At 72.4% G+C, this 24,797-nt stretch carries 22 protein-coding genes; 9 read left to right on the top strand and 13 right to left on the bottom strand.

Translation table 11 applies throughout. The features are described 5' to 3' along the window. Positions 1-19: 19 nt before the first annotated feature. From DQ384_RS37935 to DQ384_RS37915, 5 genes are all read right to left on the bottom strand, one after another. On the bottom strand, positions 20-1,282 hold the full coding sequence (locus DQ384_RS37935; protein WP_114033711.1) for a 6-phospho-beta-glucosidase: 1,263 nt from the start codon (positions 1,280-1,282) through the stop codon (positions 20-22). After that, a complete protein-coding gene (locus tag DQ384_RS37930; RefSeq protein WP_114033710.1) occupies positions 1,282-2,166 on the bottom strand; it encodes a carbohydrate ABC transporter permease in 885 nt (294 codons plus the stop codon). Before DQ384_RS37930 ends, DQ384_RS37935 begins: the two co-directional genes overlap by 1 nt. Next, positions 2,163-3,122 carry a carbohydrate ABC transporter permease gene (locus tag DQ384_RS37925; RefSeq protein WP_181871641.1) on the bottom strand — a complete coding sequence of 320 codons (960 nt, stop codon included), beginning with the start codon at positions 3,120-3,122 and terminating at the stop codon, positions 2,163-2,165. Before DQ384_RS37925 ends, DQ384_RS37930 begins: the two co-directional genes overlap by 4 nt. Before the next feature lie 5 nt (positions 3,123-3,127). Further along, a complete protein-coding gene (locus DQ384_RS37920) occupies positions 3,128-4,459 on the bottom strand; it encodes an ABC transporter substrate-binding protein (RefSeq protein ID WP_114033709.1) in 1,332 nt (443 codons plus the stop codon). A gap of 85 nt (positions 4,460-4,544) precedes the next feature. Beyond that, positions 4,545-5,753: an ROK family transcriptional regulator gene (locus DQ384_RS37915; RefSeq protein WP_114033708.1), complete on the bottom strand. Its 1,209-nt coding sequence runs from the start codon at positions 5,751-5,753 to the stop codon at positions 4,545-4,547. 303 nt (positions 5,754-6,056) lie between these two features. Between DQ384_RS37915 and DQ384_RS37910 the strand changes: the two genes are divergently transcribed. The 6 genes from DQ384_RS37910 (at position 6,057) to DQ384_RS37885 (ending at position 14,257) form a co-directional block, all read left to right on the top strand. Continuing rightward, entirely contained in the window at positions 6,057-8,393 is a 2,337-nt protein-coding gene (locus DQ384_RS37910) for a HelD family protein (RefSeq protein WP_114033707.1), read from the top strand. A 100-nt stretch (positions 8,394-8,493) separates the two neighbouring features. After that, complete coding sequence (locus DQ384_RS37905; protein WP_220183362.1) at positions 8,494-9,375, top strand: NAD-dependent epimerase/dehydratase family protein; 882 nt, start codon at positions 8,494-8,496, stop codon at positions 9,373-9,375. Next, entirely contained in the window at positions 9,372-10,661 is a 1,290-nt protein-coding gene (locus tag DQ384_RS37900) for an enolase C-terminal domain-like protein (protein WP_220183361.1), read from the top strand. The genes DQ384_RS37905 and DQ384_RS37900 overlap by 4 nt, the downstream gene beginning before the upstream one ends. A gap of 569 nt (positions 10,662-11,230) precedes the next feature. After that, positions 11,231-12,889 (top strand): apolipoprotein N-acyltransferase, encoded by a 1,659-nt coding sequence (gene lnt / locus DQ384_RS37895; RefSeq protein ID WP_245967065.1) that lies wholly within the window; start codon positions 11,231-11,233, stop codon positions 12,887-12,889. Then, complete coding sequence (locus DQ384_RS37890) at positions 12,889-13,632, top strand: polyprenol monophosphomannose synthase (protein WP_114033706.1); 744 nt, start codon at positions 12,889-12,891, stop codon at positions 13,630-13,632. The genes lnt and DQ384_RS37890 overlap by 1 nt, the downstream gene beginning before the upstream one ends. Before the next feature lie 121 nt (positions 13,633-13,753). Continuing rightward, on the top strand, positions 13,754-14,257 hold the full coding sequence (locus DQ384_RS37885; protein ID WP_114033705.1) for an FxsA family protein: 504 nt from the start codon (positions 13,754-13,756) through the stop codon (positions 14,255-14,257). Positions 14,258-14,343: 86 nt separating this feature from the next. On the opposite strand, the gene DQ384_RS37880 is transcribed toward DQ384_RS37885, so the two are convergent. The 8 genes from DQ384_RS37880 to DQ384_RS37845 all read right to left on the bottom strand — a co-directional run bounded on the left by DQ384_RS37880 (position 14,344) and on the right by DQ384_RS37845 (position 21,511). Further along, complete coding sequence (locus DQ384_RS37880; RefSeq protein ID WP_114033704.1) at positions 14,344-14,688, bottom strand: RNA polymerase-binding protein RbpA; 345 nt, start codon at positions 14,686-14,688, stop codon at positions 14,344-14,346. Positions 14,689-14,859: 171 nt separating this feature from the next. Next, on the bottom strand, positions 14,860-16,206 hold the full coding sequence (locus DQ384_RS37875) for an MFS transporter (protein ID WP_114033703.1): 1,347 nt from the start codon (positions 16,204-16,206) through the stop codon (positions 14,860-14,862). A gap of 46 nt (positions 16,207-16,252) precedes the next feature. After that, a complete protein-coding gene (locus DQ384_RS37870; protein WP_114033702.1) occupies positions 16,253-17,056 on the bottom strand; it encodes a glycerophosphodiester phosphodiesterase family protein in 804 nt (267 codons plus the stop codon). Between the two features lie 111 nt (positions 17,057-17,167). Further along, a complete protein-coding gene (locus DQ384_RS37865; RefSeq protein WP_114033722.1) occupies positions 17,168-17,728 on the bottom strand; it encodes an RNA methyltransferase in 561 nt (186 codons plus the stop codon). 10 nt (positions 17,729-17,738) lie between these two features. Continuing rightward, positions 17,739-18,443 carry a class I SAM-dependent methyltransferase gene (locus DQ384_RS37860; protein ID WP_114033721.1) on the bottom strand — a complete coding sequence of 235 codons (705 nt, stop codon included), beginning with the start codon at positions 18,441-18,443 and terminating at the stop codon, positions 17,739-17,741. A 100-nt stretch (positions 18,444-18,543) separates the two neighbouring features. Beyond that, positions 18,544-19,491, bottom strand: coding sequence for a VWA domain-containing protein (locus tag DQ384_RS37855; protein WP_114033701.1), 948 nt, complete (start codon positions 19,489-19,491; stop codon positions 18,544-18,546). Beyond that, positions 19,488-20,486, bottom strand: coding sequence for a DUF58 domain-containing protein (locus tag DQ384_RS37850; RefSeq protein ID WP_114033700.1), 999 nt, complete (start codon positions 20,484-20,486; stop codon positions 19,488-19,490). Before DQ384_RS37850 ends, DQ384_RS37855 begins: the two co-directional genes overlap by 4 nt. After that, a complete protein-coding gene (locus DQ384_RS37845; RefSeq protein WP_114033699.1) occupies positions 20,483-21,511 on the bottom strand; it encodes an AAA family ATPase in 1,029 nt (342 codons plus the stop codon). Before DQ384_RS37845 ends, DQ384_RS37850 begins: the two co-directional genes overlap by 4 nt. A 74-nt stretch (positions 21,512-21,585) precedes the next feature. On the opposite strand from DQ384_RS37845, the gene DQ384_RS37840 reads away from it, so the two are divergent. From DQ384_RS37840 to DQ384_RS37830, 3 genes are all read left to right on the top strand, one after another. Further along, positions 21,586-22,332 carry a hypothetical protein gene (locus DQ384_RS37840; RefSeq protein ID WP_114033698.1) on the top strand — a complete coding sequence of 249 codons (747 nt, stop codon included), beginning with the start codon at positions 21,586-21,588 and terminating at the stop codon, positions 22,330-22,332. Positions 22,333-22,932: 600 nt separating this feature from the next. Further along, positions 22,933-23,847, top strand: a complete 915-nt coding sequence (locus DQ384_RS37835) for an SAM-dependent methyltransferase (protein WP_114033697.1) — start codon at positions 22,933-22,935, stop codon at positions 23,845-23,847. A gap of 107 nt (positions 23,848-23,954) precedes the next feature. After that, entirely contained in the window at positions 23,955-24,761 is an 807-nt protein-coding gene (locus DQ384_RS37830) for an SAM-dependent methyltransferase (RefSeq protein WP_114033696.1), read from the top strand. Positions 24,762-24,797: the final 36 nt, after the last annotated feature.

Below are 24,797 nucleotides of genomic sequence, written 5' to 3'. Positions count from 1 at the left end.
TCGGCCTGCGGCATGGTCGTCACGCCCGCACCGCCCACGGAAGGTAGGCGTGGTTGGCCGCCACCAGGCGCTCGGCGAGGTCCGCCGACACCGACGCCTGCCCGATCAGAGGGTGTGCGAGCAGCGCGTCGGTCACGCGCTCGGTGCCGCCGTGCAGCGCGGCCTCCAGCGCCAGGTTCTCGTAGGCGGTGACGTGGGCGATCAGCCCCGCGTACAGCGGCTCGACCGGGTCGACGGGCAGCGCCGTGGCCCCGGAGGAGCCGATCCGCGCGGGCACCTCGATCACCGCGTCGTCGGGCAGGAACGGCAGCGTGCCGTCGTTGCGCAGGTTGACGATCTGTGTGTCGCCCCGGTCGTTGACCAGCGAGGAGATGAGCGCGACCGCGGACTCGGAGTAGAAGGCGCCGCCGCGCTTCTCCAGCAGTTCGGGCTTGGTGTCGACGGCCGGGTCGGCGTACATGGCGAGTAGCCGCTCCTCCATCGCGGCGACCTCGGCGGCCCGCGACGGCTTGGACCGCTGCTCGGCGACCACCGCGTCGTGCTCGTAGAAGTACCGCAGGTAGTACGACGGCACGACGCCGAGCCTGCGGATCAGCGCCGGGGGCAGGCCGATGTCGCCGGCGATCTTCTCGCCGTGGTCGGCGAGCAGCTTGGGCAGCACGTCCACGCCGTCCAGGTACACGGACCGTTCCCACGTCAGGTGGTTGAGGCCCACGTGACCGAGCGAGATCCGCTCGGGCGCGACGCCGAGGTCGGCGGCGAAGCGCCTCTGGAAGCCGATCGCCACGTTGCACAGGCCGATCGCCCGGTGCCCGGCCTGGAGCAGGGCCCGGGTGACGATGCCGACCGGGTTGGTGAAGTCGACGATCCACGCGCCGGGGGCGGCCTTGGCCACCCGCTCGGCGATGTCCAGGACGACGGGAACGGTCCGCAGGGCCTTGGCCAGGCCCCCGGCGCCGGTGGTCTCCTGCCCGACGCAGCCGCACTCCAGCGGGAGCGTCTCGTCGACGTTGCGCGCCGCCTGCCCGCCGACCCGGAGCTGGAGGAGGACGGCCTGCGCGCCGGCGGCGCCGTCCTCGATGGTGGTGGCCGTGCTCACCGTGGCCGGATGCCCGGCGCGCGCGAGCATCCGCGATGCCATGCCCGACACCAGCGACAGCCGCCGCTCGTCGGGGTCGATCAGCGTGATCTCCGACAGCGGCAGTTCCTCCCGCAGGCGGGCGAACCCGTCGATGAGTTCCGGTGTGTAGGTGGAGCCGCCCCCGACAACGGCCAATTTCATCATTTGACTCCCGTCAGCTTGACGCCCTCGATGAACGCCTTCTGGGCGAAGAAGAACACTATGATCACCGGTGCCATGGCGAGTAGGGTGGCCGCCATGGTCAGGTTCCACTGGACGCGGTGCACGGCTCTGAAGGATGCCAGGCCCAGCGACAGCGTCCAGTGGGAGCTGTCGGTCCCCGCGTACAGCAGGGGCCCGTAGTAGTCGTTCCAGCAGTAGAAGAACTGGAACAGGGCCACGGCCGCGATCGCGGGCCTGGCCATCGGGATGATGACCCGCACGAGCGTCCCGAACTCGCCGTAGCCGTCGACGCGGGCGGCGTCGGAGTACTCCTTCGGGATCGTCACCAGGAACTGCCGCAGCAGGAAGATCGAGAAGGCGTCGCCGAGCAGCATGGGCAGGATCAGCGGCCACAGGGTGCCCGTGAGGTGGAACCGCGCCCACAGGATGTAGACGGGCACGGCGACCACCTGCGGCGGCAGCATCATGGTGGTGATGACCAGCAGGGTCGCCAGCTTGCGCCCGGGGAAGCGGAACCGGGCCAGCGCGTAGGCCACCGGGACCGACGAGATCAGCATGAACACGGTGCCCAGCACCGCGTACATGAGCGTGTTGAGGATCCAAGTGAGCAGCGGCGCCTTCTGGAAGATCTCGGCGAAGTTGCCCCACTCCCAGTCCTGCGGCCACAGCTGCGAGGTGAGGGCCTGGTGGTCGGTCATGACGGCGGTCAGCGCGATGAAGACCATTGGGCCGAGGAACATGATGGACAGGGCCACCGCCAGGGCGTGGGTGGCGATCCAGTTCAACGTGGCCCGGCGGCGCGGGACGCGCGTACGCCCGGCGGCCTTGCGCGCCCGGGAGGCGGGCGCGAGGGTGAGGGTCATGCGTCCTCCTCGCCGAGGCCGCGGAACTGCCGCAGCAGGAACAGCGTGAACACCATCGACACCGCGAACAGGATGAGCGCCAGAACGCAGGCGTAACCCATGGCGAAATCGCGGAACCCCTGGTGGAAGAGCCACTCGGGGAAGGTCAGGGTGGACTGGGCGGGGTAGCCGGGGGTGAAGACCGACCCGGCGGAGTCGGTGGAGCCCGACGCCACGCGGGCGGCCACCATGGCCTGGGTGAAGTACTGCAGCGTCTGGATGACGCCGGTGACGGCGGCGAACATCAGCACCGGCCGGATCACCGGCAGGGTCACCCGGAAGAACTGCTGCCAGGGACCGGCCCCGTCCAGGGCGGCGGCCTCGTAGAGCTGCTTGGGCACGTCCAGCAGCGCGGCCAGGAAGATGACCATCAGGTCGCCGACCGACCACAGCGCGAGCAGGGTCAGTCCCGGCTTGGACCAGGCCGGGTCGCCGAACCAGTCCGGGGACGGGATGCCGATGGCCGACAGCAGCGTCGGGACGGGGCCGGTGCCCGGGTTGAGCAGGAAGACGAACCCCAGCGTCCCGGCGACCAGCGGAACCAGGGACGGCAGGTAGAAGATCGTCCGGAACACCCCGACGCCCGACTTCAGCTTGGTGACGAGCTGGGCGACGCCGAGCCCGAACAGCACCCGCGCCGGCACCATGACCACCACGAGCCACAGCGTGTTGCGGATGGAGGCCCACGCGGCCTCGTCCTGCAGGAAGTACCTGTAGTTGAGCAGGCCGACCGGCTCCAGGGTGAACAGGTCGTAGCGCTGGAAGGAGAAGTAGACGGTGGCGATCAGCGGGTAGGCGAAGAAGACCGAGAACCCGATCAGCCACGGGGACAGGTAGAGCAGCGCCCGCAGGGTGTTGCGGTGCCGGCCGCCGACCGGCACCGCCCGCCCTCGACGCCCGAGCGTCGTCGCGGTCACGCCGATCAGCCGCCCGCCGTCAGCTTGAGCTTCTCGTTGATCTTCTTGTCGACGTCGGCCAGCAGGGCGTCCAGGTCCTTGGCGCGGCCCGACTCCCAGTTGTTCTGGGCCTCCTGCAGCGTCTGCTGGTTGAACGCCGAGTTGATGTGCGCGGGCAGCGTGCTGCTGTTGGGGTTGGCGAAGATGTCGAGGAACGTCTGGAAGTTCGCGTCCTTGTCCAGCTTCGGCGACTGCAGCGCGGGCAGGGTGCTCGGGACGTTGCGCAGCGCGTTGGAGAGCGTCACCAGCGCGTCGGTGTCGGTGGTGAGGTACTTCACCAGGTCCCAGGCCGCCTCGGCGTGCTTGGCGCCGCGCGGGATGCCGATGACCGTTCCGGCGATGAAACCGCTGCCGTAGAGCTGTGGCTTGTCGTCGGCCACGGGGAGCGGGGCGGTGCCGTAGTCGAGGTCCTTGGCATCGGCGGCGATCATGGCGTTGCGCCACTCGCCGTCGATGGCCATGGCGACCTTGCCCTTCATGAAGGGGTTGTCGGCCGAGAACTCGTCGCCGAAGGTCTTGCGGAATCTCTCCAGGTTGTCGTACCCGAACCAGTCGACCAGGTCCTTCTGCCAGGTCATGAGCTGCTTCCACGCCGGGTCGGAGGCGATGGCCGAGGTGCCGTCGGGGTTGGTCCACTTGGCGCCGACCATGGGACCGGTGTGGATGGGGACGTTCTCGTACATCTGGGCGCTGGGGTTGAAGCCGGCGACCTTGATGGTCCCGTCAGGGTCGCGGACGGTCAGCTTCTTGGTGAGCGCGGCCAGCTCCGACAGCGTCTTGGGCGGCTGGGCGCCCTTCATCAGCTTCTTGTTGTAGTAGAGGCCGTAGGTGTCGGCGAGCATCGGCATCACGCACCGCTTGCCGTCGTACTTGGTGTACTCGGCGATCACCTTGGGGAAGATCGACTCGTCGATCTTGTTCGCCGCGAGGTACGGCTCCAGGTTCTGGAACAGGCCCGTCTTGCAGAAGGTCGCCACGCTGTCGGTGGTGAACGACAGGGCGACGTCCGGCGGGTTGCCCCCGCGGACGGACTGGATGATCTGGTCGTCCTGGATCGCCTTGGTGGTGTTGACGGTGATCCAGGGGAACTTCTGCCTGAAGCCGGCCAGGGCGTCCTCGAACGCCTTGACCTCGCTGTCGGCGGAGAAGCCGTGCCACATCGTGATGGTCACGGGTTCCCGGTTGGGCGTGCTTCCCGCGGACGGCACGCCGGGCGCGCTCTCGGTTCCGGCCGTGCAGGCGGACGACGCGAGCAGGGCCAGACCTGCCGCCGCGGCGAGCAGCAGAGGTGATTTCACGGAATTCCTCCTACGGGTGGTCGATGATCAGGAGGTCGTACGAGAGGGTGGCGGGAGCACGGGGTTCGGGGACCACGGGGGATGGTCAGGAGGGGACGGTCGAGCTGAAGATCTCGTCACGGGTCGTGGCGAGGGCGAGGCCCAGCGCGCCGGTCAGCACGGGGTTGCCGTCGACGCTGGAGACCCGTACCGGCGGGCGGGGGAAGGTCAGCAGGTGGAGCTCCTGCTCGACCAGCTCGGCCAGGACGTCGCCGCCGGCGAGCAGCATGCCGCCGGTCAGCACGACGATCTCCGGGTCCACCACTGCGGTTATGGGGGCCAGGCCCATGGCCAGGCGCGCGGCGACCTCGCGCAGCGCCTCCCGGGCCCGTTCCGCGCGGACGCCCCCGACGGCGGCGTCGCGCACGGCGTTGCGGACGGCCTGGGCGGGCTCGGTGCCGCGCACGCCGTGCGAGCGCAGGAGCTTCAGCACGGCGGGGCCGCCGACGAGGGCCTGGAAGCCGTGGTCGCCGCGCTTGCCGGTCTCGCGGGAGGTCGGCGCGCCGACGGTCGGCATGTAGCCCACCTCGCCCGCGCCGCCCGTCGCCCCGCGGTGCAGCCGGCCGCCGAGCACGAGCGCGGCTCCTATGCCGGCGTCGGCCCACAGCAGGACGAAGTCGGCGTGGCCGCGGGCGATGCCGTGGGCCTGCTCGGTCAGCGCGACGAGGTTCACGTCGTTCTCGATGTCCACCGGCACGCCGAGCCCGTCGCGCAGGGTTCCGACGAGGTCGGGGATGTGCCAGCCGGGGATGTGGGCGGCGTAGCCGAGGCGGGCGGTGGCGGGGTTGACGGCGCCCTGGATGCCGATCACGATGCGATGGAGGGCGGCGGGGTCGATGCCGGCCTGCAGGCACGCGCCGTTGACGGCGGCGCGCACCCGTTCGACGACGTTGCCGGCGCTGCGGCCGGGGGTGGGCAGGATGTGGTCGGCAAGGACGGCGCCGGTGATGTCGGCGGCGCGGGTGGCGATGCGCGCGGGCGTGACGTCCAGCGCGACGACGTGCGCGGCGGCCGGGTTGATCCGGTACAGCTCGGCCGTGCGCCCGGGCAGGCCCTCGCGGATGCCGTCCAGCACGACCAGCCCGGCCTCCTGGAGCCGCGCGAGCAACTGCGAGGCCGTGGGCTTGGACAGGCCGGTGAGGGTGCCGAGCTCGGGGCGGGTCAGGGGCCCGCGGTCCAGCAGCACCTGCAGGGCGGCGCGGTCGTTGATCGCGCGCAGCAGGCTGGGCGTTCCCGGCTGCGAATTCGTGTTCATACCGCCCAATACTCCTCACCACGCGGACAATCCCCGCCGGAAGTTAGGAAAGGTTACTAACTCACTAGGACCGTACCGCCACGCCCCCGACCAGGGTCAATAGGCTCTACCAAGCTGTGACCAGGTTGGTAGTACGCCGCTGATGTGCGGCGATCGGCGATCAGGGGAGTCCGTGCCCGGCGGGGGACCCGCCGAGGCCGGACGGAGAAAAGCGCCCCGTGCAACAGAAAAGCCGCCTCGGAGGGCGGCGGTGGAAATCAGGGTGCGGGGGCGGATCTGCTATTCTGGGCCCTTGTCATCACAATGAACACAAATAGCAATGCAGGCCCGGAGTTTCACATTACTATCAATAATAACGAAGCGGGGACTACCCGTCAAACCCAGCTCGCCAGGGAGCAACGTTACGTCGCCGGCCTGTACGAGCGGCTGGACCTGCTCCGGGCGCGCACACGGAAGCAGCTCGACGGCGTGCTCGCCCAGGGCGGCGGCGGAACCCACCAGAACCGCTCCGAGCGCGACTCCTTCGCCGGCATGTACTCCGAGCGCCTCGCGCGGCTGTGGGCGGTCGAGAACGGCCTGTGCTTCGGCCGCCTCGACCTGACGGGGGAGAAACCCCTCTACATAGGCCGTCTCGGCCTGTCCGACGACGAGCAGACGCGGCTGCTCATCGACTGGCGCGCCCCCGTCGCGCAGCCGTTCTACCGGGCCACCCCGGCCGAGCCCATGGGCGTGACCCGGCGGCGGCACCTGCAGACCCGGGGACGGCGCGTCATCGGCGTCGACGACGACCTGTTCGACCTCGACCGGCTCAGCGACGACGACCGGGCCACCCTCAACGGCGAGGCCGCCCTGCTGGCCTCCCTGGGCGAGAAGCGCACCGGGCGCATGCGCGACATCGTCGCCACCATCCAGGCCGAGCAGGACCGGGTGATCCGCTCCGACCTGAACGGCGTCCTGGTCGTGCAGGGCGGCCCCGGCACCGGCAAGACCGTCGTGGCCCTGCACCGCGCCGCCTACCTCCTCTACACCCACCGCGAGCGGCTGGCCCGCCGCGGGGTGCTCATCGTCGGCCCCAATCTCACCTTCCTGCGCTACATCGAGCAGGTCCTGCCCTCGCTCGGCGAGACCGACGTCCTGCTGTCCACCGTCGGCGAGCTGTACCCCGGCGTCACCGCCACCGCCCGCGAGCCCGAGGACGTCGCCGCCGTCAAGGGCGGCGCGCGCATGGCCCAGGTGATCGCCCGCGCCGTCCAGGACCGCCAGCGGATGCCCCGCCGTCCCATCGACATCGACCTCGGCAGGTACACCCTGCGCCTGGACCAGCGCGTCTGCGAGACCGCGCGCGGGCGCGCGCTGCGCAGCAGGCGCCCGCACAACCAGGCCAGGGCCGTCTTCGTCCGCCAGGTACTCGGCGCGCTGGCCAAGCAGGCCGCCAAGGCGCTCGGCCGGGGCATGCTGGACGAGTCCGACCTCGCCGACCTGCGGGAGGAGCTGCGCACCGAGCCCGCCGTCAAGTCGGCGCTCAACCGGCTGTGGCCCTACCTCACCCCGCAGCAGCTCCTGCTCGGCCTGTACGGCTCCCGGGAGCGCATGGAGTACGCCGGGCTCGGGGCCGCCGAGCGCGACCTGCTGTTCCGCGCCCCGCGCCCCGGCCGCGACCAGTGGACCGAGGCGGACGTGCCGCTGCTGGACGAGGCCGCCGAGCTGCTCGGCGACATCGACCCGCTGGTGCTGCGCGCCGCCGCGACGCAGGCCGAGGAGGAGCTCGCCGCCGCCCGCCGCGCCGAGGAGGCCCAGCGCGACTCCGAGCTCACCTACGCGCGCGAGGTGCTCGAACTGACCGGCATGTCGGACATCCTGGACGCCGAGCGGTTCGCCGCCCGGCACCGCGACGACGAGATCCACCTGACGACGGCCGAGCGCGCCGCCGCCGACCGCACCTGGGCCTACGGGCACATCATCGTGGACGAGGCGCAGGAGCTGTCGGCCATGGCCTGGCGCATGCTCATGCGCCACAGCCCCAACCGCTCGATGACCATCGTCGGGGACATCGCCCAGACCGGGTCGGCCGCCGGCGCCACCTCCTGGAAGCAGGTCCTGGACCCGTACGCCGCCGGCCGCTGGCGCGTGGAGACGCTGAGCGTCAACTACCGCACCCCGGTGGAGCTGATGGCCGTCGCCGCCGACGTCCTCACGCTGATCGGGCCCTCCCTGCGGGCGCCGGAGTCGGTGCGCGAGACCGGTACGCGGCCGTGGTCGCGCCGGATCGCCGACCTCGGCGAGCTCGGGCCGATCGTCGCGGGGGAGGTCGTCGAGGGCGGACGCCTGGTGGTGATCGTCCCCGCGGGCCGGGCCGCCGAGCTCGGCGAGGCCGTCACCTCCGCGGTGCCCGGAGCGGTGGCCGCGCAGGGCGCGGACGCGCTGGAGGCGCCCGTCGCCGTCCTGACCGTGGCCGAGGCCAAGGGCCTGGAGTTCGACGCGGTGATCGTCGCCGAGCCCGGGGAGATCCTCGCCGAGTCGGGGCGCGGCGCGGGCGATCTGTACGTCGCCCTCACCCGCGCCACCCAGCGGCTCGGCGTCGTCCACACCGGCCCGCTGCCCGAGATCCTCTCCCGCTGCGAGCCCGTCGCGGTCTCCTGACCGCCGCCGCGCGTGGCCCGTGCTTGCGCCGCCCCCGGGCGGATGGTGTAGGCAGGTCGGGCAAGGAAACGCAAGGCTAGCCGTTCAGGTGGTGAATCGTTTGACCCGCGACACGCGGCGAGTGCTGGTGACCGGCGCGGCGGGCAGGCTCGGGCGTCCGACGCTCGACCTGCTCGCCGGGCACGGGGTCCCGGTGACCGCGCTCGACCTCCACGACCCCGGTGACCTCCCCGCCGACCGTGTGGTCACCGGCGAGGCCGGCGACTCCGAGACCGTCAGGGCCGCCATGGACGGCGTGGACACGGTGATCCACCTGGCCGCCATCCCGGCCCCGACCTTCGGCACGCCGGAGGAGGTGTTCCTGGGCAACACCCGGGCCACCTTCGTCGTCTTCCAGGAGGCCGCCAGGGCCGGGGTACGGCGGGTCGTGTTCGCCAGCAGCCTCTCGGTCCTCGGCCTGCCGTTCTCGCCGCGCGCGCTGCACCCGGCCTACGTGCCGATCGACGAGGCGCTGCCCCTGCAGGTGGAGGACCCGTACGCGCTGTCCAAGCAGACCGACGAGGCCACCGCCGCCATGATGACCGCCCGCCACGGCATCGACTCGGTGGCCATGCGCTTCCCGCTGCTCGGCGGCCCCGGCGACAAGCTGCCCGAGCGGGCGGCCACGTACGCGCGGGACCCGTCGGAGGGAGCCCGCGAGCTGTGGTCCTACCTGGACCTGAGGGACGCCGCCCGGGCCAACCTGCTCGCGGCGACGCGCCCGCTGACCGGCGCGAACGTGGTCTTCCTCGCCGCGCCGGACACGCTGTCCGCGCTGCCCACCGAGGACCTGCTCGACCGCTACCACCCGGGGGCCGAGCGCCGGGCGCCGCTGCCCGGGCGCGCGGTGCCCATCGACCTGAGCGCCGCCGCCCGGCTGCTGGGCTTCCGGGCCGAGCACCTGTACCCCGTCGAGGCCCACACCAGCGAGGTGAACCCATGACCGCCCGCGAGGACGCGACCCGCGAGACCGCGGTGATGCCGCAGACCCAGGCGCCCTGGCCGGCCCGCGACGGCCTGCGGATCACCGGCGTGCGGGCGATCGTCACCGCGCCCGAGGGCGTCCCGCTGGTCGTGGTCCGCGTCGACACCGGCGACCCGGGGCTGTACGGCCTCGGCTGCGCCACCTTCACCCAGCGCTTCCACTCGGTCGTCACCACCGTCGAGCGGCACGTCGCGCCGATGCTGATCGGCCGCCACCCGGCCGACATCGAGGACATCACCCGCATGGTGCACCTCACGTCCTACTGGCGGGGCGGCCCGGTGCTCAACAGCGCGCTGTCCGGCGTCGACCAGGCGTTGTGGGACATCGCGGGCAAGCGCGCGGGCATGCCGGTGTACGAGCTGCTCGGCGGGCGCGTGCGCGCGGCGGCGGCGCTGTACCTGCACGCCGGCGGCGCGACGATCTCGGAGACCCTCGACCAGGCGCGAGAGATCATCGCCGCCGGGTTCCGGCACGTGCGAGTCCAGGTCGGGCAGCCCGGCCTCGGCAGCTACGGCGCGCCGGGCAAGGGCGGCGCCTACCCAGGCCACCCCAACCCCGACGGGTGGGACGTCCTGCACTATCTGCGCACCACGCCGGACGTCCTGGCCACGGCCCGGGCCGAGCTGGGCGACGAGATCGAGCTGCTGCACGACGTCCACCACCGGCTCACCGTCAAGCAGGCCATCGGCATGGCCCGCGCCCTGGAGCCCGCCCGGCTGTTCTTCCTGGAGGACCCGATCCCGCTGGAGCTGTACGACCGGCTCCCCGAGCTGCGGGAGGCGGCGCCCATGCCGATCGCCGTGGGCGAGCAGGTCGCCTCGGTGCCCGACGCGGCCCGGCTCGTCACCGGCGGCGGCGTGGACATCCTGCGCCTGCACGTGTCGGCGGTCGGCGGGCTCACCCCCGCCCGCAAGCTGGTGGCGTTGTGCGAGCTCACCGGCGTCGGCACGGCCTGGCACGCGCCCGCCGACGTGTCGCCGGTCGGCGCCGCGGCCAACGTGGCGCTGGACGTCACCTCGCCGGCCTTCGCCATCCAGGAGGGTCACGTCTACAACGACGCCACACGTGAGGTCTTCCCCGGCACGCTCGTCCCGCGCGCCGGTCATCTCCACCCCAACGACGCGCCGGGCTGGGGCATCGACCTGGACGAGACCGCCGCGGCCGCGTTCCCGCCGTCCACCCACCTGTTCGAGAGATGGGCCGCCGGCGTGCGACGCCCCGACGGAGGAATCGAGGCGCCCTGACGGTATGCCGGGCTCGTCAGGAGATCACGAGGTGCATGTCCATGAGCTGCGTAAACATCCCTATCGGTGCACATGGCGGCACTCACGCCTCCTGTCCTGGCTGCGAAAACTTAGGTTTCCGCTGATCGGGACACGGTTGACATCTGAGCTGAGGTCGGTAGTTTGCTGGACAGTCCAGCACGGGACTACCGGTTGGCCGTCTTCAGACATCGTCGGATTCTGCGTCATGACGGAGCACGACTCCGTCTGCTCAGCCAGGCGCAGCGCTGGCGTTCCGTCGAGTCGGGGCACCCCAGCCGGGTGGGGGGTTGGACCCGGGAGGGGCCTGGACACCCAGTAGACAACGGAACTCCGCGCTCGCCGCCGACGGGACGGATCCGGTCCGAAGGGTCGTCCGGGCCCTCTTCCCGTCCCGTGCCGCAGCGCAGCGTGGTTCCTGGGTGTGATCTCAGGCCCAGGGATCACCATGCGCGATCCTTCGCCGCGCCGCCCCTGCGGTTGGAGCGGCGTCCGCCGGGCGGTAGCGTTCGGGGGTCACCGAAGGATCCGCGAAAAGAGAAACCGCACCCGTGGCCCAGCGAACGGTGCAGCAACAGGAGCGGACGCCGGCCGTCGCCGGCGGCCCGCCGTCCCCGCGCGCCCTCCCGCGGCTCGCCGCCTCCCTTGCCGGGGGAGTGCTCCTTTACCTCGCCTTTCCCCCCACGGGCCTGTGGTTCCTCGCCCCGGCCGGCATCGCCCTGCTCACGCTGGCCGTGCGGGGCCTCCACGCGCGCCGGGCCGCCTGGATCGGATACCTCGGCGCCTTCGCGTTCCTGCTGCCGGCGCTGGTGTGGGTGCGGCCGATCGGCGACGACGCGTGGCTGGCGCTCGTGGCGATCGAGAGCCTGTTCTGGGCCGCCCTGGCCGCCGGCGCGGCCCTGGTCACGCGGCTGCGCGGCTGGCCCCTGTGGGTGGCGGCCCTGTGGATCGTCCAGGAGTGGCTGCGCGGCCGGTTCCCCGTCGGCGGGTTCCCCTGGGTGCGCGTCGCGTTCAGCCAGGGCGGCACGCCCTTCACCCCGTACGCCGCGCTGGGCGGCGCCCCGCTGGTCACCTTCGCGGTCGTGCTGTGCGGCACGCTGCTCGCGGCCCTGCTCGCCGCCCTGGCCCCGCGCCTGGCCGCCCTCTCCCCGCGCGGGGAGAGGGCGGCGGGGACGCCCTTGTGGCCGGTCGCCTGCCTGCTGGCGGGCGTGGTCGCGCTGCCCCTGCTGGGGTACGCGGTCCCGAGGCCGGGGGCCGCGCCGTCCGGCAGCGTGCGCGTGGGCGTGATCCAGGGCGACGTGCCCGGCGAGGGCATGGGCTTCCTCGGCGACCGGCCCGCCGTCGTCCTGCGCAACCACGCCGACCAGACCCACGAGCTGGCCCGTGCCGTGCGCGAGGGCAGGGCCGCCAGGCCGGACCTCGTGATCTGGCCGGAGAACTCCACCGACATCGACCCCTACCGCAGCGCCGGCGCCCGCGAGGTGATCGACGCGGCCGTGCGCGACATCGGGGTGCCGGTGCTGGTCGGCGCGGTGGTGCGCCACCCCGACGGCGAGCACCGCATGACCCGGGGCATCGTCTGGGATCCGGTGAGCGGCCCCGGCGCGTTCTACGACAAGCGCAGGCTGGTGCCGTTCGGGGAGTTCGTCCCCTTCAAGGACCTGCTCTCGACGTTCATCGCGCGCGTCGACCTCGTCGGCCTGCAGTCGCTGCCCGGCACCCGCGACGGCGACCTGAAGATGGGCCCGGTGACGGTGGGCGCCGTGGAGTGCTACGAGGTCGCCTTCGACGACACCGTGCGCTCGACCGTGCTCACGGGCGCCACGCCGATCGTCGTGCAGACCAACAACGCGACGTACGCCCTGACCAACCTGCCGCCGCAGCAGCTCGCCATGTCACAGCTGCGTGCCGTGGAGCACGACCGTCCGGTGGTCATCGCCGCCACGACGGGAATATCCGCCTACGTCGACCCGGCGGGCCGGGTGCGCTGGCGCACCGCCGAGCGCGTCAAGGACATGGCCGTGATCACCGTGCCGCTCCAGAGCGGCCGGACGCTCGCCACGCGCGTGGGAGCGCTGCCGGAATGGGTACTGTCGCTCATCGGGGCCGGCGCCGTGGCCCTCGCCGTCGCGCGGCGGCGCGCGGGCGCCCCGGAGCCCTCACCGGAGGGCACGGAGGCCGCACACGACTCGGAGGAAGAAGACAGGTGATGGAGCGCATCCTCGGACGGGTACTCGTCATCGTTCCCACCTACAACGAGCGCGAGAACCTTCCGGTGATCGCGGCGCGGCTGCGGGCCGCCGTGCCGGACGCCCACCTCCTGGTCGCCGACGACAACAGCCCCGACGGCACCGGCGACGTCGCCGACGAGCTGGCCGCCGCCGACGACCACGTCCACGTCCTGCACCGCCCCGGCAAGCAGGGGCTCGGCGCCGCCTACATCGCCGGGTTCCGCTGGGGGCTGGCCGAGGGCTTCGACGTCATGGTCGAGATGGACGCCGACGGCTCCCACCAGCCCGAGGAGCTCTCCAAGCTGCTGGAGGCCCTGGCGGACGGCGCCGACCTGGTGATCGGGTCGCGCTGGGTGCCCGGAGGCGAGACGGTCAACTGGCCGGCCGGCCGGGAGCTGCTGTCCCGGGGCGCCAACACCTACGCCCGCCTGATGCTCGGCGTGCCCGTGCGCGACACCACGGCGGGCTTCCGCGCCTACCGGGCCTCGGCGCTGGAGAAGATCGGGCTCGACGACGTGCGGTCGGAGGGCTACTGCTTCCAGGTCGACCTGACCCTGCGCACCGTGCGGAACGGCTTACGCGTGGCCGAGGTGCCGATCAGGTTCGTCGAGCGCACGGCCGGGGCGAGCAAGATGAGCCGCGCCATCGTCGCCGAGGCGCTGTGGCGGGTCACCGTGTGGGGCGTCTCCGGCCTGCCCCGCCGCGTCCGAAGGACGCGCTGAGCCTCGCCCCGTGACCGCCCCCCGGGGAAGGGCCGGCGCGGGCGGCGCGGGAACCATCCCGGCGGGGCCGCGCGTTGTACGTCCCGAGGTGCACGAGGTGCCCCGAGACGATGGTGGAGTCATGCTGCGTGTCGCGTTGTTCATCGCGTTCCTGGTCGTGCCGGTCCTGGAGATCTGGGTGCTCATCCAGATCGGCGAGGTCATCGGCGGCTGGCAGACCGTCGGCCTGCTGATCCTCGACAGCCTGCTCGGGGCGTGGCTGGTGCGCCGGGAGGGCCGCCGCGCGTGGCGGGCGCTGAACCAGGCGCTGCAGTCCGGCCGCATGCCCGACCGCGAGCTCGCCGACGGCGCCCTGGTGGTCGCGGGCGGCGCTCTGCTGCTCACCCCGGGCTTCCTGACCGACATCGCCGGGTTCGCGCTGGTCCTGCCGTTCACCCGGCCGATGGCGCGCCGCGCCCTGGCGTGGTTCCTGGGGCGGCGGGTGCGGGTGATGACGGCGAGGTCGCCGTTCGGCGCGGTGTTCGGCGGTCAGGGGCCCGACGCGGCCGCGGGGCCCGCGCGGGGCTCGTCCCGGGTCGTCCGGGGGCAGGTCGTGGAGGAGGAGGGCGCGGACCGGACGGCGTGAGAACCGGCCGGGGCATGAAGAACGGCGCCCCCGGGCACCCGTGCGGGTGGACCGGAGACGCCGTGCGGATGCCGGTTTCGAGACGGTCAGGCGCTCTTGCGCCTCTGTGCCCGAAGGATCGCCAGGCGCTCGTTGAGCACCTCTTCGAGGTCTTCGATCGTGCGACGCTCCAGCAGCATGTCCCAGTGGGTGCGCGGTGGCTTGGCCTTCTTTTGCTGGGGCTGCTCGGCGTCGACTCTCAGGGCCGTGGCGCCGCAGTTGCGGCATTCCCAGGTCGCCGGGATCTCCGCCTCGGCTGCAAGGGGAACGTCGAAGTGATGGCCCTTCGGGCAGGTGTAAGGCACCTCCTGACGCGGGGCCAGATCGGTGTTGCGGTCGTTCTCGTAGCTGGTGGCTCCGAGCCGGGTTCCGCGAAGTGCACGCTCGCCCATGTTTCAATGCCTCCTGAGGGCCCCGTTCTGAGGGGTGGGTCTCCACGGCTTACAACGCTTGATACCGTGGATGGATTCCCACCCTTGGGGTGATCCAATCGCGCTTTTCGCGTGCCGCAAAGGTGATCTTCGCGGCGTTCCCCTCCGGCGGCGCCGTCGCGCGGGCCCGCGCTAGAGGTGCGCGGGCACCTCGTTGCCCGCCTCCCGGACGGCCCTCGGCAGGTTGACGGCCACGAGCAGCGCGAATCCCAGCACGAAGAAGATCATCAGCGACAGGATCGCCACGCGGTAGCTGTCGGTCATCTGCAGGGCCACCGTCAGCGTGAGCGATCCGAGCAGCGCCGACCCCTTGTCGCTCACCTCGTACAGGCTGAAGTACTCCGCCTCGCGGCCCGGGGGGATCACCAGGGAGTACAGCGAGCGCGACAGCGCCTGCGTCCCGCCGAGGACGATCGCGATCAGGAAGGCGATCGCGTAGAACTGCACGGCCGCGCCCTTCTCCAGGAAGTACGCCACGCCGACGACGCCCGTCCACACGATCAGGCTGGCCAGCACCGTGCGCTTGGTGCCGAACCGCGAGCCGAGCCATCCGAGCAGCAGCGCTCCGCCGAACGCGACGAACTGCACCATCAGGATCGCGGTGATCTGCACGCTCTTGCCCAGCCCGAGCTCCTGGTCGGCGTAGGTCGCCGAGAAGGAGATCACCGTCTGCACGCCGTCGTTGTAGATCAGGTAGGCGAGCAGGAAGTGCAGTGTGCGGGGGTAGTGGCGCAGCCCGGCGATCGTGCGGCCGAGCTGGCGGAAGCTGCCGCCGATGGCCTGGGCCGCCGAGGCGTCGTGGCCCTCCACCGGGCGGTTGCGCAGGCGCAGCAGCGGGATGACCGTGAACATGGCCCACCACAGGCCCGCCGACGCCAGGCTGATGCGCACCGCGAGGCCCTCCTCGATGCCGCTGCCCTGGTACAGGAACAGGTTTACGGCCAGCAGCAGGAAGCCGCCGAGGTACCCGAACCCCCAGCCGCGCGAGGACACCGTGTCCCGCTCGTCGGCGCCGGCGATCTGCGGCAGGAACGAGTTGTAGACGACCATGGCCGCGCCGAACGCCACGTTCGCGGTCACGAACAGCGCCCCGCCGAGCACGTAGGCGTCGCCCTGGACGAAGTAGAAGCCGAGCGTCGCGACCGCGCCGAGGTAGGCGAACACGCCGAGCAATTCCTTCTTGCGCCCGGTGTGGTCGGCCAGCGCCCCGGCGATCGGCATGACGATGATCTGCAGGACCACGGAGATGGTCACGATCGCGGAGAAGTACGCCTTGGCGCGCATGTCGAAGCCGAGGAAGGCGACGAACCGGTCCTCGCCGCCCGCCGCCTTCTCGGCCAGCGTGGTGAGGTAGGGGCCGAGGAAGACCGTGATCACCGTGGTCTGGAAGCCGGAGTTGGCGAAGTCGTACCAGTACCAGCCCCGCTGCTCGCGCTTGCGCGCCCTCGGGGGGTCCTCGGCGACGATGGACGTGGTCATCGGGTCTCCTGGCCTCGAGTGGGGGTGGCGGCGGCCGGCGGGAGGCTCAGGCCCGCGCGGCCGGCCGGCGGGGGTGCCACTGGCCCCGGGCGCTGAGGACGTCCCTCAGCCCCGAGATGTTGTCGGTCATGATGCCGTCCACGCCGAGGTCGAGCAGGCTCTCCATCTGGCGGGGGTCGTCGACCGTCCACACGTGCACCTGCATGCCGAGCGCGTGGGCGGTGCGCACCAGGGCGCGCGTCGTCACCCGCATGCCGCGAAAGCCCACCGGCACCTGCGCGCACGGGACGCCGAGCCGGGCCAGCCCGCCGAGCAGGCGCCCGTACCCCGAGCCCATGGCCGCGGCCCGCAGCCGGGCGACCCCGCGCGGGCCGAGCGCCGAGCAGACCGGGCGGCCCACCGCCATGCGCGCCCTGGCCAGGCGCATGTCCGAGAACGACGTCAGGCACACGCGGTCGTAGGCGTCGGTGCGGCGGATCGCCTCGGCGAGCGGCCCGATCGCCGGGGACTCCTTGACGTCGATGTTGACCCGCACGTCGGGCCAGGTGCCGAGCACGTCCTCCAGCAGGGGGATCTCCTCGACGCCGCCGATGCGCGCCCGGCGCACCTCGCGGTAGGGCAGCGCGGCCAGGCGGCCGTGACGGTCGGTCACGCGGTCCAGGGTGTGGTCGTGGAAGGCGAGCAGCACGCCGTCGGAGGTGGCGTGGGCGTCGGTCTCCAGGTAGGTGTACCCGAGGTCGACGGCCCGGGAGAACGCGGCCATGGTGTTCTCGCGGCCCTCGGCGGCCCCGCCGCGGTGGGCGAAGGCGAGCGGGCCCGGGTGGTCCAGGAACGGGTAGCGGCGCTGCACGACCAGGAGTATCCCCTGTGTAAGGCTGTCACGTCAGCGTACCGAATGAACATTTGGGTTACGAACGGACACGAACTGTACGGGTGAAGGCGATGGGCCCGGCCGGTGGGCTCACGGGGCGGACGGAGCCCCGGCGGCGGCCCATTCCTGGCGGCGGGCCTCGGCCAGCACGATGGCCCCGGCGACGCCGACGTTGAACGAGCCCACCCGGCCGACCTGCGGGATGTAGACCACCTCGTCGACGGCCGCGAGCACGGCGGGGGAGCAGCCGTGGTCCTCGCCGCCGAGCACCAGGCACACGTCGCGGTTCAGGCGGGCCTGGTGCAGGGGCACGGCGTCCTCGGTCAGCTCGACGGCGATCACGGTGTAGCCGTCCTCCTTGGCGGCCCGGACGGCCTCCAGCGCGGGGACGGCCTCCTCCCACTCGACCAGCCTGTCGGTGCCGAGCGCGGTCTTCTGCACCTTGGGGTTGGTGGGCGGGGTGGCGTTGCCCGCCAGCCAGAGCCGGTCGGCGCCGAACGCGGCGGCCGTGCGGAAGAGCGAGCCGACGTTGTACGGGCCCGTCACCGACTCGAGGATCAGCGCGAGCCGCTTCTCGGTGCCGCGCCGGTAGGAGCGGTTGAGCCGCTTGACGTCGGTGGGGCGCAACTGCCTGCGGGTGCCTGCGCTCATCATCGGGCGTTCATCGCTCCTCGTCGGCGGTGTCGTTGGTGGGCGCGGCGTCGCGGGGGGCCGGGCAGGGCCGGGCGCCGACCTTGAGCACCCGGTAGGCCGACCGGGACGCCACCCGCTCGACCGGGTGACCCTGGCCGGCGAGCCAGCGCTGCAGGGAGTCGGAGCCCAGGTGCTTCTGCACGACCAGGTAGGCCGACCCGCCGGGCGTCAGCCGGTCGAGCCAGCGGGTCAGCATGGCGTGCAGGGCGGCCTTGCCGATGCGGATCGCCGGGTTGGACCAGATGGCCGAGAACCGCACGTCCGGCGGCACGTCGTCCACGTGCACCGACCTTACTTTGTCAAGGCCGGCGGCTCGGGCGTTGCGCGCGCACAGCTCCACTGACCGCCGGTTGACGTCCACCGCCCACACGGTGGCCTCCGGGGCCCGGGAGGCCATGGTCAGCGCGATCGGCCCGTACCCGCAGCCGAGGTCGAGCAGGTCGCCGCGGGCGGGCGGCGGGGGCACCGTCTCCAGCAGGACGCGCGTGCCCGGGTCGAGACGGCCGGGGGAGAAGACGCCGCTGTCGGTGGCCAGGCGCAGGTGCAGGTCGGGCAGGACGACCTCGACCGTGCCCGGCCGGGCGGCCGCGCCGGGCCGCTCCTCGAAGTAATGTGCCCCCTTGGACGTCACGTGCAGAGACGTTACCAACCGCGCGGGCCTGGTCGATCCCATGGCCCGGACGCGCCCCGCGTCGATCAGGGCCCCGCGTCGATCCACGGGTCCGGGGTCCGCGTCGATCGGGGCTCCACGGCGGCAGGGCCCCCGGCGGCGGTCAGGGCAGGCGCGTCCCGAGCAGCATCGCGGCCCCGGCGACGAGCAGGCCGGCGAAGACGCCCGCGATGGTGAAGTACTGGCCGATCTCCTTGTTCACCACCTGGTACCCGAGCGAGGTGCCGATCTGGCTGTAGACGTCCCGCAGCTCGTCGCCCGACTCGGCGCTGTAGGCGTGCCCGCTGGTGCCGTCGGCCAGGGACTGCAGAGTCGCCTTGTTCACCGGCACCTGCACGTCGCGCCCGTCGATGCTGACCGTGCCGTCCGGTGTGCCGTAGGCGATGGTGGAGACGGGCACGCGGGCGGTCACGGCCGCCGCGACGGCCTCGTTGACCGAGCGGCCCGAGGTGTTGTCGCCGTCGGACAGCAGCACGATCGCCGAGGGCGGCGGGTCGGTGACGGCGCGCTGGTCGAAGGAGCGGACCGAGTCCAGCGAGTTGAACACGGCCTCTCCGATGGCCGTGCCCGGGCGGGTGGTCAGGTTGGCGATCGCGGTGATCACCGCCTGGTGGTCGGTCGTGGGCGAGATCACGACCACCGCCGAGCGGGCGAAGGACACCAGGCCCACGTTGAACCGCTCGGGCAGGTCCTTGACGAACTGCTGCGCCGCCTGCTGGGCGGCCACCAGGCGGGTGGGGGAGACGTCGGCGGCCTCCATGGACAGGGAGATGTCGACCGCGACGATGATCGTGGCGCGGTCCCTCGGCACGCGCGTGGCGTCGGCCGGGCGGGCCGCGCCCATCACGAGCAGGCTCATCATCACCAGGAACAGCGCGGCGGGCACGTGGCGCCGCCACCCGGGCCGCTCGGGGGCGACCAGGCTCAGCAGGGCGAGGTTGGTGAACCGGACGGCGTACCGGCGCCGGGCGAGCTGTGTGAGCACGTACGCCCCCGCCATGAGGGCCACCGCCGCGAACAGCCACAGCCAGCCGGGAGACAGAAAGATCACGCGCCTGCCCTCCTGACGGCGTGCCGCCCGGCCAGGTGCGCGGTGCGGCGGTATCTCAGGACGTACTGGACGATGTCGTACACCCAGTCGCGGTCGGTGCGCAGCACCAGGTGACCGGCGCCGCAGCGGCGCAGCGCGCGCCGGGTGGCCTCGCGGTGGGCGCGGGCGGCCTCGGCGTAGGCGTGGCGGATCTTCGCGGTGAGGTGCACCTCGCGCGTCCGCCCGGTCTCGGGGTCGGTGAGCACGACGAGGCCCACGTCGGGGAGCTCCAGCTCACGGGGGTCGAGCACCTCCACGGCGAGCACCTGGTGGCGGGCGGCCAGCCGGCGCAGGGGGAGCTCCCACGGGCGCTCGGTCGCGACGTCGCCCCCCTCGCCCAGCTCCAGGAAGTCCGACACGACCACGCGCAGGCCCCGCTTGCGGTGCGCCCGGCCGAGCGACTCCACGGCCTCGGCCAGGGGAGTGAGGGGCAGGTCGGAGGGAGCGCCGCGCGGGGCGTCCATCAGCGTCTGGAGCAGGGCGTACATCGCGGCGCGGCCGGTGCGCGGCGGCAGGCGGTGGACGTGCCCGTCGTGCAGGACGTGCGCGCCGAACCGGTCGCCGACCCGGCTGCTCAGGAAGCCCAGCGCGCCGACGGCGGCGATGACCAGGTCGCGCTTCTCCATCGCGGCGGTGCCGAAGTCCATGCTGGGCGACAGGTCGGCCAGGGCCCAGGTCTCCAGCTCGCGGTCGGCCACCAGGTCGCGCACGTGCGGGACGGTCGTGCGGGCGGTGACCGCCCAGTCCATGCGCCGCACGTCGTCCTCGCCGGGCACGTACACGCGGCTGTCGCCGAGCTCGCTGCCCGCGCCCGGCAGCAGGCCCTGGTGCTGGCCGTGCAGCAGGCCGTCCAGGCGGCGCACGACGGTCAGCTCCAGGCGCCGCAGGGCGTGCTCGGGGTCGCGCCCCGCCTCCCCCGGCGGGCGGGCGTCCTCGGATGGCTGCGGGGCCGTCACCGCTGGGCCTGGTTCCAGACGACGAGCGGGGGCGGCACGGCCGAGAGGATCTGCCGGACGACGGACTCGGGGTCGACGCCGTCGGCCAGGGCGTCGAAGGTGAGCATGAGGCGGTGCCCCATGACGTCCGCGGCGACGTCGCGCACGTCGTCGGGCAGCAGGTAGTCGCGCCCCCGCAGCAGGGCCAGCGCGCGCCCCGCGGCGACCAGGCCGAGCGTGGCGCGGGGGCTGACGCCGACCTCGATCGCCTCGGCCAGCTCGCGCAGCCCGTACTCGGCCGGGGCGCGCGTGGCCATGACCAGGCGGACGACGTAGTCGGCGACGAGCTGGTGGACCGACACCTGGTCGGCGAGCTTCTGCAGGGACATCAGCCGCGACGGGTCGAGCACCCGGCCGGGCAGCGGCGGGGAGACGCTCATGCGGTGGAGGATCTCCAGCTCCTCGGTCGCGGTCGGGTGCGGGACCCGCACCCGGAACAGGAACCGGTCGCGCTGGACCTCCGGCAGCGGGTAGACGCCCTCGGACTCGACCGGGTTCTGCGTGGCGAGCACGATGAACGGCCGGGGCAGCGGGTGGGTGCGCCCGGCCAGCGTGACCTGCCGCTCGGCCATCACCTCCAGCAGCGCCGACTGCACCTTGGCCGGGGCCCGGTTGACCTCGTCGGCGAGCAGGAAGTTGACGAACACCGGCCCGAGCTCGATGTCGAAGCTCTCGCTGGAGGGGTGGTACACCCGCGTGCCGACGATGTCGCTCGGCACCAGGTCGGGCGTGAACTGGATGCGGGCGAAGGTGCCGCCGACCACCGTGGCCAGGGTGGAGGCCGCGAGGGTCTTGGCGACGCCGGGCACGCCTTCGAGAAGGCAGTGACCGCGGGCCAGCAGCGCCACCAGCAGCCTCTCGATCATGTGGTCCTGGCCGACGATCACGCGCCGGACCTCCGCGATGGACTGCTGGAGCAGACGGAGGTCCGCGTCGGCGCCTTCGTCCGGTCCGGATCCGTCACTGCGTTCTTCCGCAACGGTCATGCGGCCATTCCATCAAACACGGCGCAAAGGTGCACGGCACCGTCACGGTGAGCCGGGTGTCTTGGTGTGCTTTCATGTCAACCGTGGCCACTCCGCTGCAGTACGGTGACCCGCCCCGGCTGGGGGCGTACGTCGTGCAGGCACGGCTGCAGGCCATGCCCACCGGGTTCGTCTACCTCGGGCAGGATTCGGACGGCCGCGTGGCGTCGATCGCGCTGCTGACCCGCGGCGCCGCGCTGGACGCCGCGGCGCGCGAGCGGTTCCTCATGGCCGTGCGCCAGGCGTCGCCGGCGCGTGGCGGCGTGCGCGGCTGGCTGGGGCGTGCCCGGGGCCGGGGCCCGGCCGGCGCGCCGAGGGTGATCGCGATGGACGGCGGCGCCGCGCCGTGGGTGGCCGTGCCGTACGTCCCCGGCGGCCCGGGCGCGGGGTGGTTCCTGGAGTCGGTGCTGGTCACCGGCACGCTGATCGGCGAGACGCACGGGCCGGACTTCGTCCCGTACTGGCTGGGCGACCGCGCCCCCGCGCTGCCGGTGCCGCCGCCGCCCGCGCCTCCGCCGACCGAGACCCGGCGGGCGGTGCTGGTCGCGCTGTCGGCGCTGGTGGCGCTGGTGACGCTGACCGGGGCCATCGTCTGGCTGCTGCTCGGCCGGGACGACGAGACCATGCCGCCCTCCCGGCCGCTCCCGGCCACGTATTTCCAGCCCACGCCGCCGCCGGTGCCCTCGCCGAACGACACCCTCAAGCCGTCGCCCTCCCCGTCCCCGGGCGACACCCGCTCCTCCACGCCGGAGCCGTCGTCGCCTCCGGGGGACGACATCTGACCGGAATCCGCCCCTCGGCGCCGCCGATGCCGCTCCCGATCAGGGCGCGGGCGTTCCTGGAGCGTTCTCGTATTTCGGACCGCGATAAAGGCCGCACTTCGACGAGTCCGAAGCCCGGGTGAGGAAACCAGGGAAGTAACACGTCCGGAACATTGGTTCTGCTACTGTCTGCCATGTTTCGCCGTGGGAATCATGGCGTTAAATGCGACAAAAGCTCATAATTGCGGGTTTGTCGGTTGATTGCTGGCCACGTGCAGTAAGGGATCGACCGGGCTGGATGTCCGGGCATGTCCAATTGTGCGGGGACGCGGTCTCCGGCGCCCGTCAAAGGGCCGGGCGGTGTCCCGGAGCCGGTGAACCACATAGAGGTGGCCTAGATGGAGCCCTCCGAGCCTCTTCCCCCGGAGGTGCCTTGTCCGCCCCCGCGGTGGCGGAGCACCGGATCGATCCGGGTTCCCCTCCCGGCGCCGGCGTACCGTCCGCCGGTCGCCCCGGCTTTCCCTCTCTTCCCGTAATCTCCCCGGCGCGCGGCCGAGCCCGCGCCGCAGCGACGCGCGCCCGCGATGGCCAGGACGCGCGGAACCCCCCAGAGGATCAGTGATGACGACTGCCCAGTTAGACCCCGTCGGTTCCCTCGACTGCCTCGGCGAGGCGACGCCGGTGGCGGTGCGGCCGGACACGAGGGTCCGGGACCACTACCGCCGCAAGACCGCCGCGATCGTCGACCGTTACGGGCCCGGGCCCCGGGTGCACTACCACCTCGGCCTGTTCGACCGCCCGCATCCGCCGTCCGGCGCGACGGCGGAGCGCGTCCGGGCCGGGATCGTCGCCGCGCAGGAGCGCATGCTGGAACGCGTCGCCGAGGTCTGCGAGGCGTCCCGGTTCTTCGCGGGGGACCTGCTGGACGTCGGCTGCGGTCTCGGGGGAGGGGCCATCTACTGGGCCGAGCGGCACCCCGTCCAGGTCACCGCGCTGACCAACGTCCCCGAGCACGCCGGCGTCGTCGCGTCCTTCGCCGCCGAGGCGGAGCTGGCCGGCCGGATCCGCCCGCTCGTCGCGGACGTGCGCGAGCTGCCGTCCTCGCTCAGGTTCGACGCGGCCGTCGCGACGGAGAGCCTCTGCCACATCCCGCGCGCCGAGACGTTCCAGCGCGTGGGCGCCGCGCTGCGGCCCGGCGGCGTGTTCGCCGTCGAGGACGTCTTCCTGGCCGACCCCGCGTGGCGCGAGCCGTTCGACGAGTACTGGAGGACCCGCATCGGCACGGTGACGGAGTACGAGAGGGCCGCCGGGCGGGCCGGGCTCGTCATGGACCGGAACGTGAACGTCACCGCCCCGACCACGGAGTTCTGGGTGCAGTCGATGGCGTGGGCGCAGGCGCGGCTGTCGGAGCGCGCCGTTCCCGCCGAGGAGGAGCAGCGGCTCGTCCGGTCCATTCGCGGGCATCTGCGCTTCTTCCTCGGGTGGAGAGATAACGCATACCACGCCAGGATCCTGCGCTTCCGAAAGATGGGGTGAAATACGGCCAAGCTGGCCATATACCATGTTCTGCCAGAAGGCGTTCTAAGCCGCGACGGGATCGATGCAGACCATCGGTGCACCGGCGTTTCTCAAGGGGAGCCGTGATGACGGGCGAGGACCCGGTCGTGTCGGGTTTCAGCACGACGAAACCAAATGTCGCGCGCATGTACGACTATTTCCTGGGGGGGAAGGACAATTTCGCCGCCGACAGGACGGCGGCGGCCGAGATCGTCCGGGCCGCGCCCTACGTTCGCCAGAGGGTGCAGGAAAACCGCGAGTTCCTCGGGCGCGCGGTCCGTCACATGGCGAACGCGGGCATCCGCCAGTTCGTCGACCTCGGCACCGGCCTGCCCACCCAGGAGAACGTCCACCACGTGGCGCAGCGGGTGAGCCCCGGCTGCCGCGTGGTGTACGTCGACAACGACCCGATGGTCCTCGCGCACGGCCGCGCGTTGCTCGCCAACCGCAGTGACACGGTGGTCATCCAGGCCGACCTGCGCGACCCGGAGGACGTCCTCGCGCACCGGGACCTGCGCAGGCTGATCGACCTGGACGAGCCCGTGGCCGTTCTCATGCTCGCCGTGCTGCACTTCTTCCCCGACACCGACGGCCCCGAGGACGTCGTGGCGGCGCTGGCCGGGCGGATGGCGCGGGGGAGCTACATGGTGATCTCGCACGCGACCGCCGAGAAAATGGCCCCGGACAAGCTGGCCAAGGCGGTGCAGACCTACGCCATGACGTCGGCCGGGTCGATCACGCCCCGCAGCCCCGAGCGGATCGCGGGCTTCTTCGAGGGGTTCGAGCTGCTGGAGCCGGGGGTCGTGCCGGTCGCGCGCTGGCGCCCGGACGGCACCCCGCGCCTCGACCCGCCCGGCCCCATCTTCCTCGGAGGGGTCGCCCGCAAGCCGTAGGGAGCCGCGAGGGTTTCACGCGGCCCGGACGTGCGC

This window comes from Sphaerisporangium album (genome assembly GCF_003323745.1).
GTDB lineage: Bacteria > Actinomycetota > Actinomycetes > Streptosporangiales > Streptosporangiaceae > Sphaerisporangium > Sphaerisporangium album.
The sequence above is the reverse complement of the archived record's forward strand: the minus strand, read 5'-3'. Positions and strand labels throughout refer to the sequence as shown.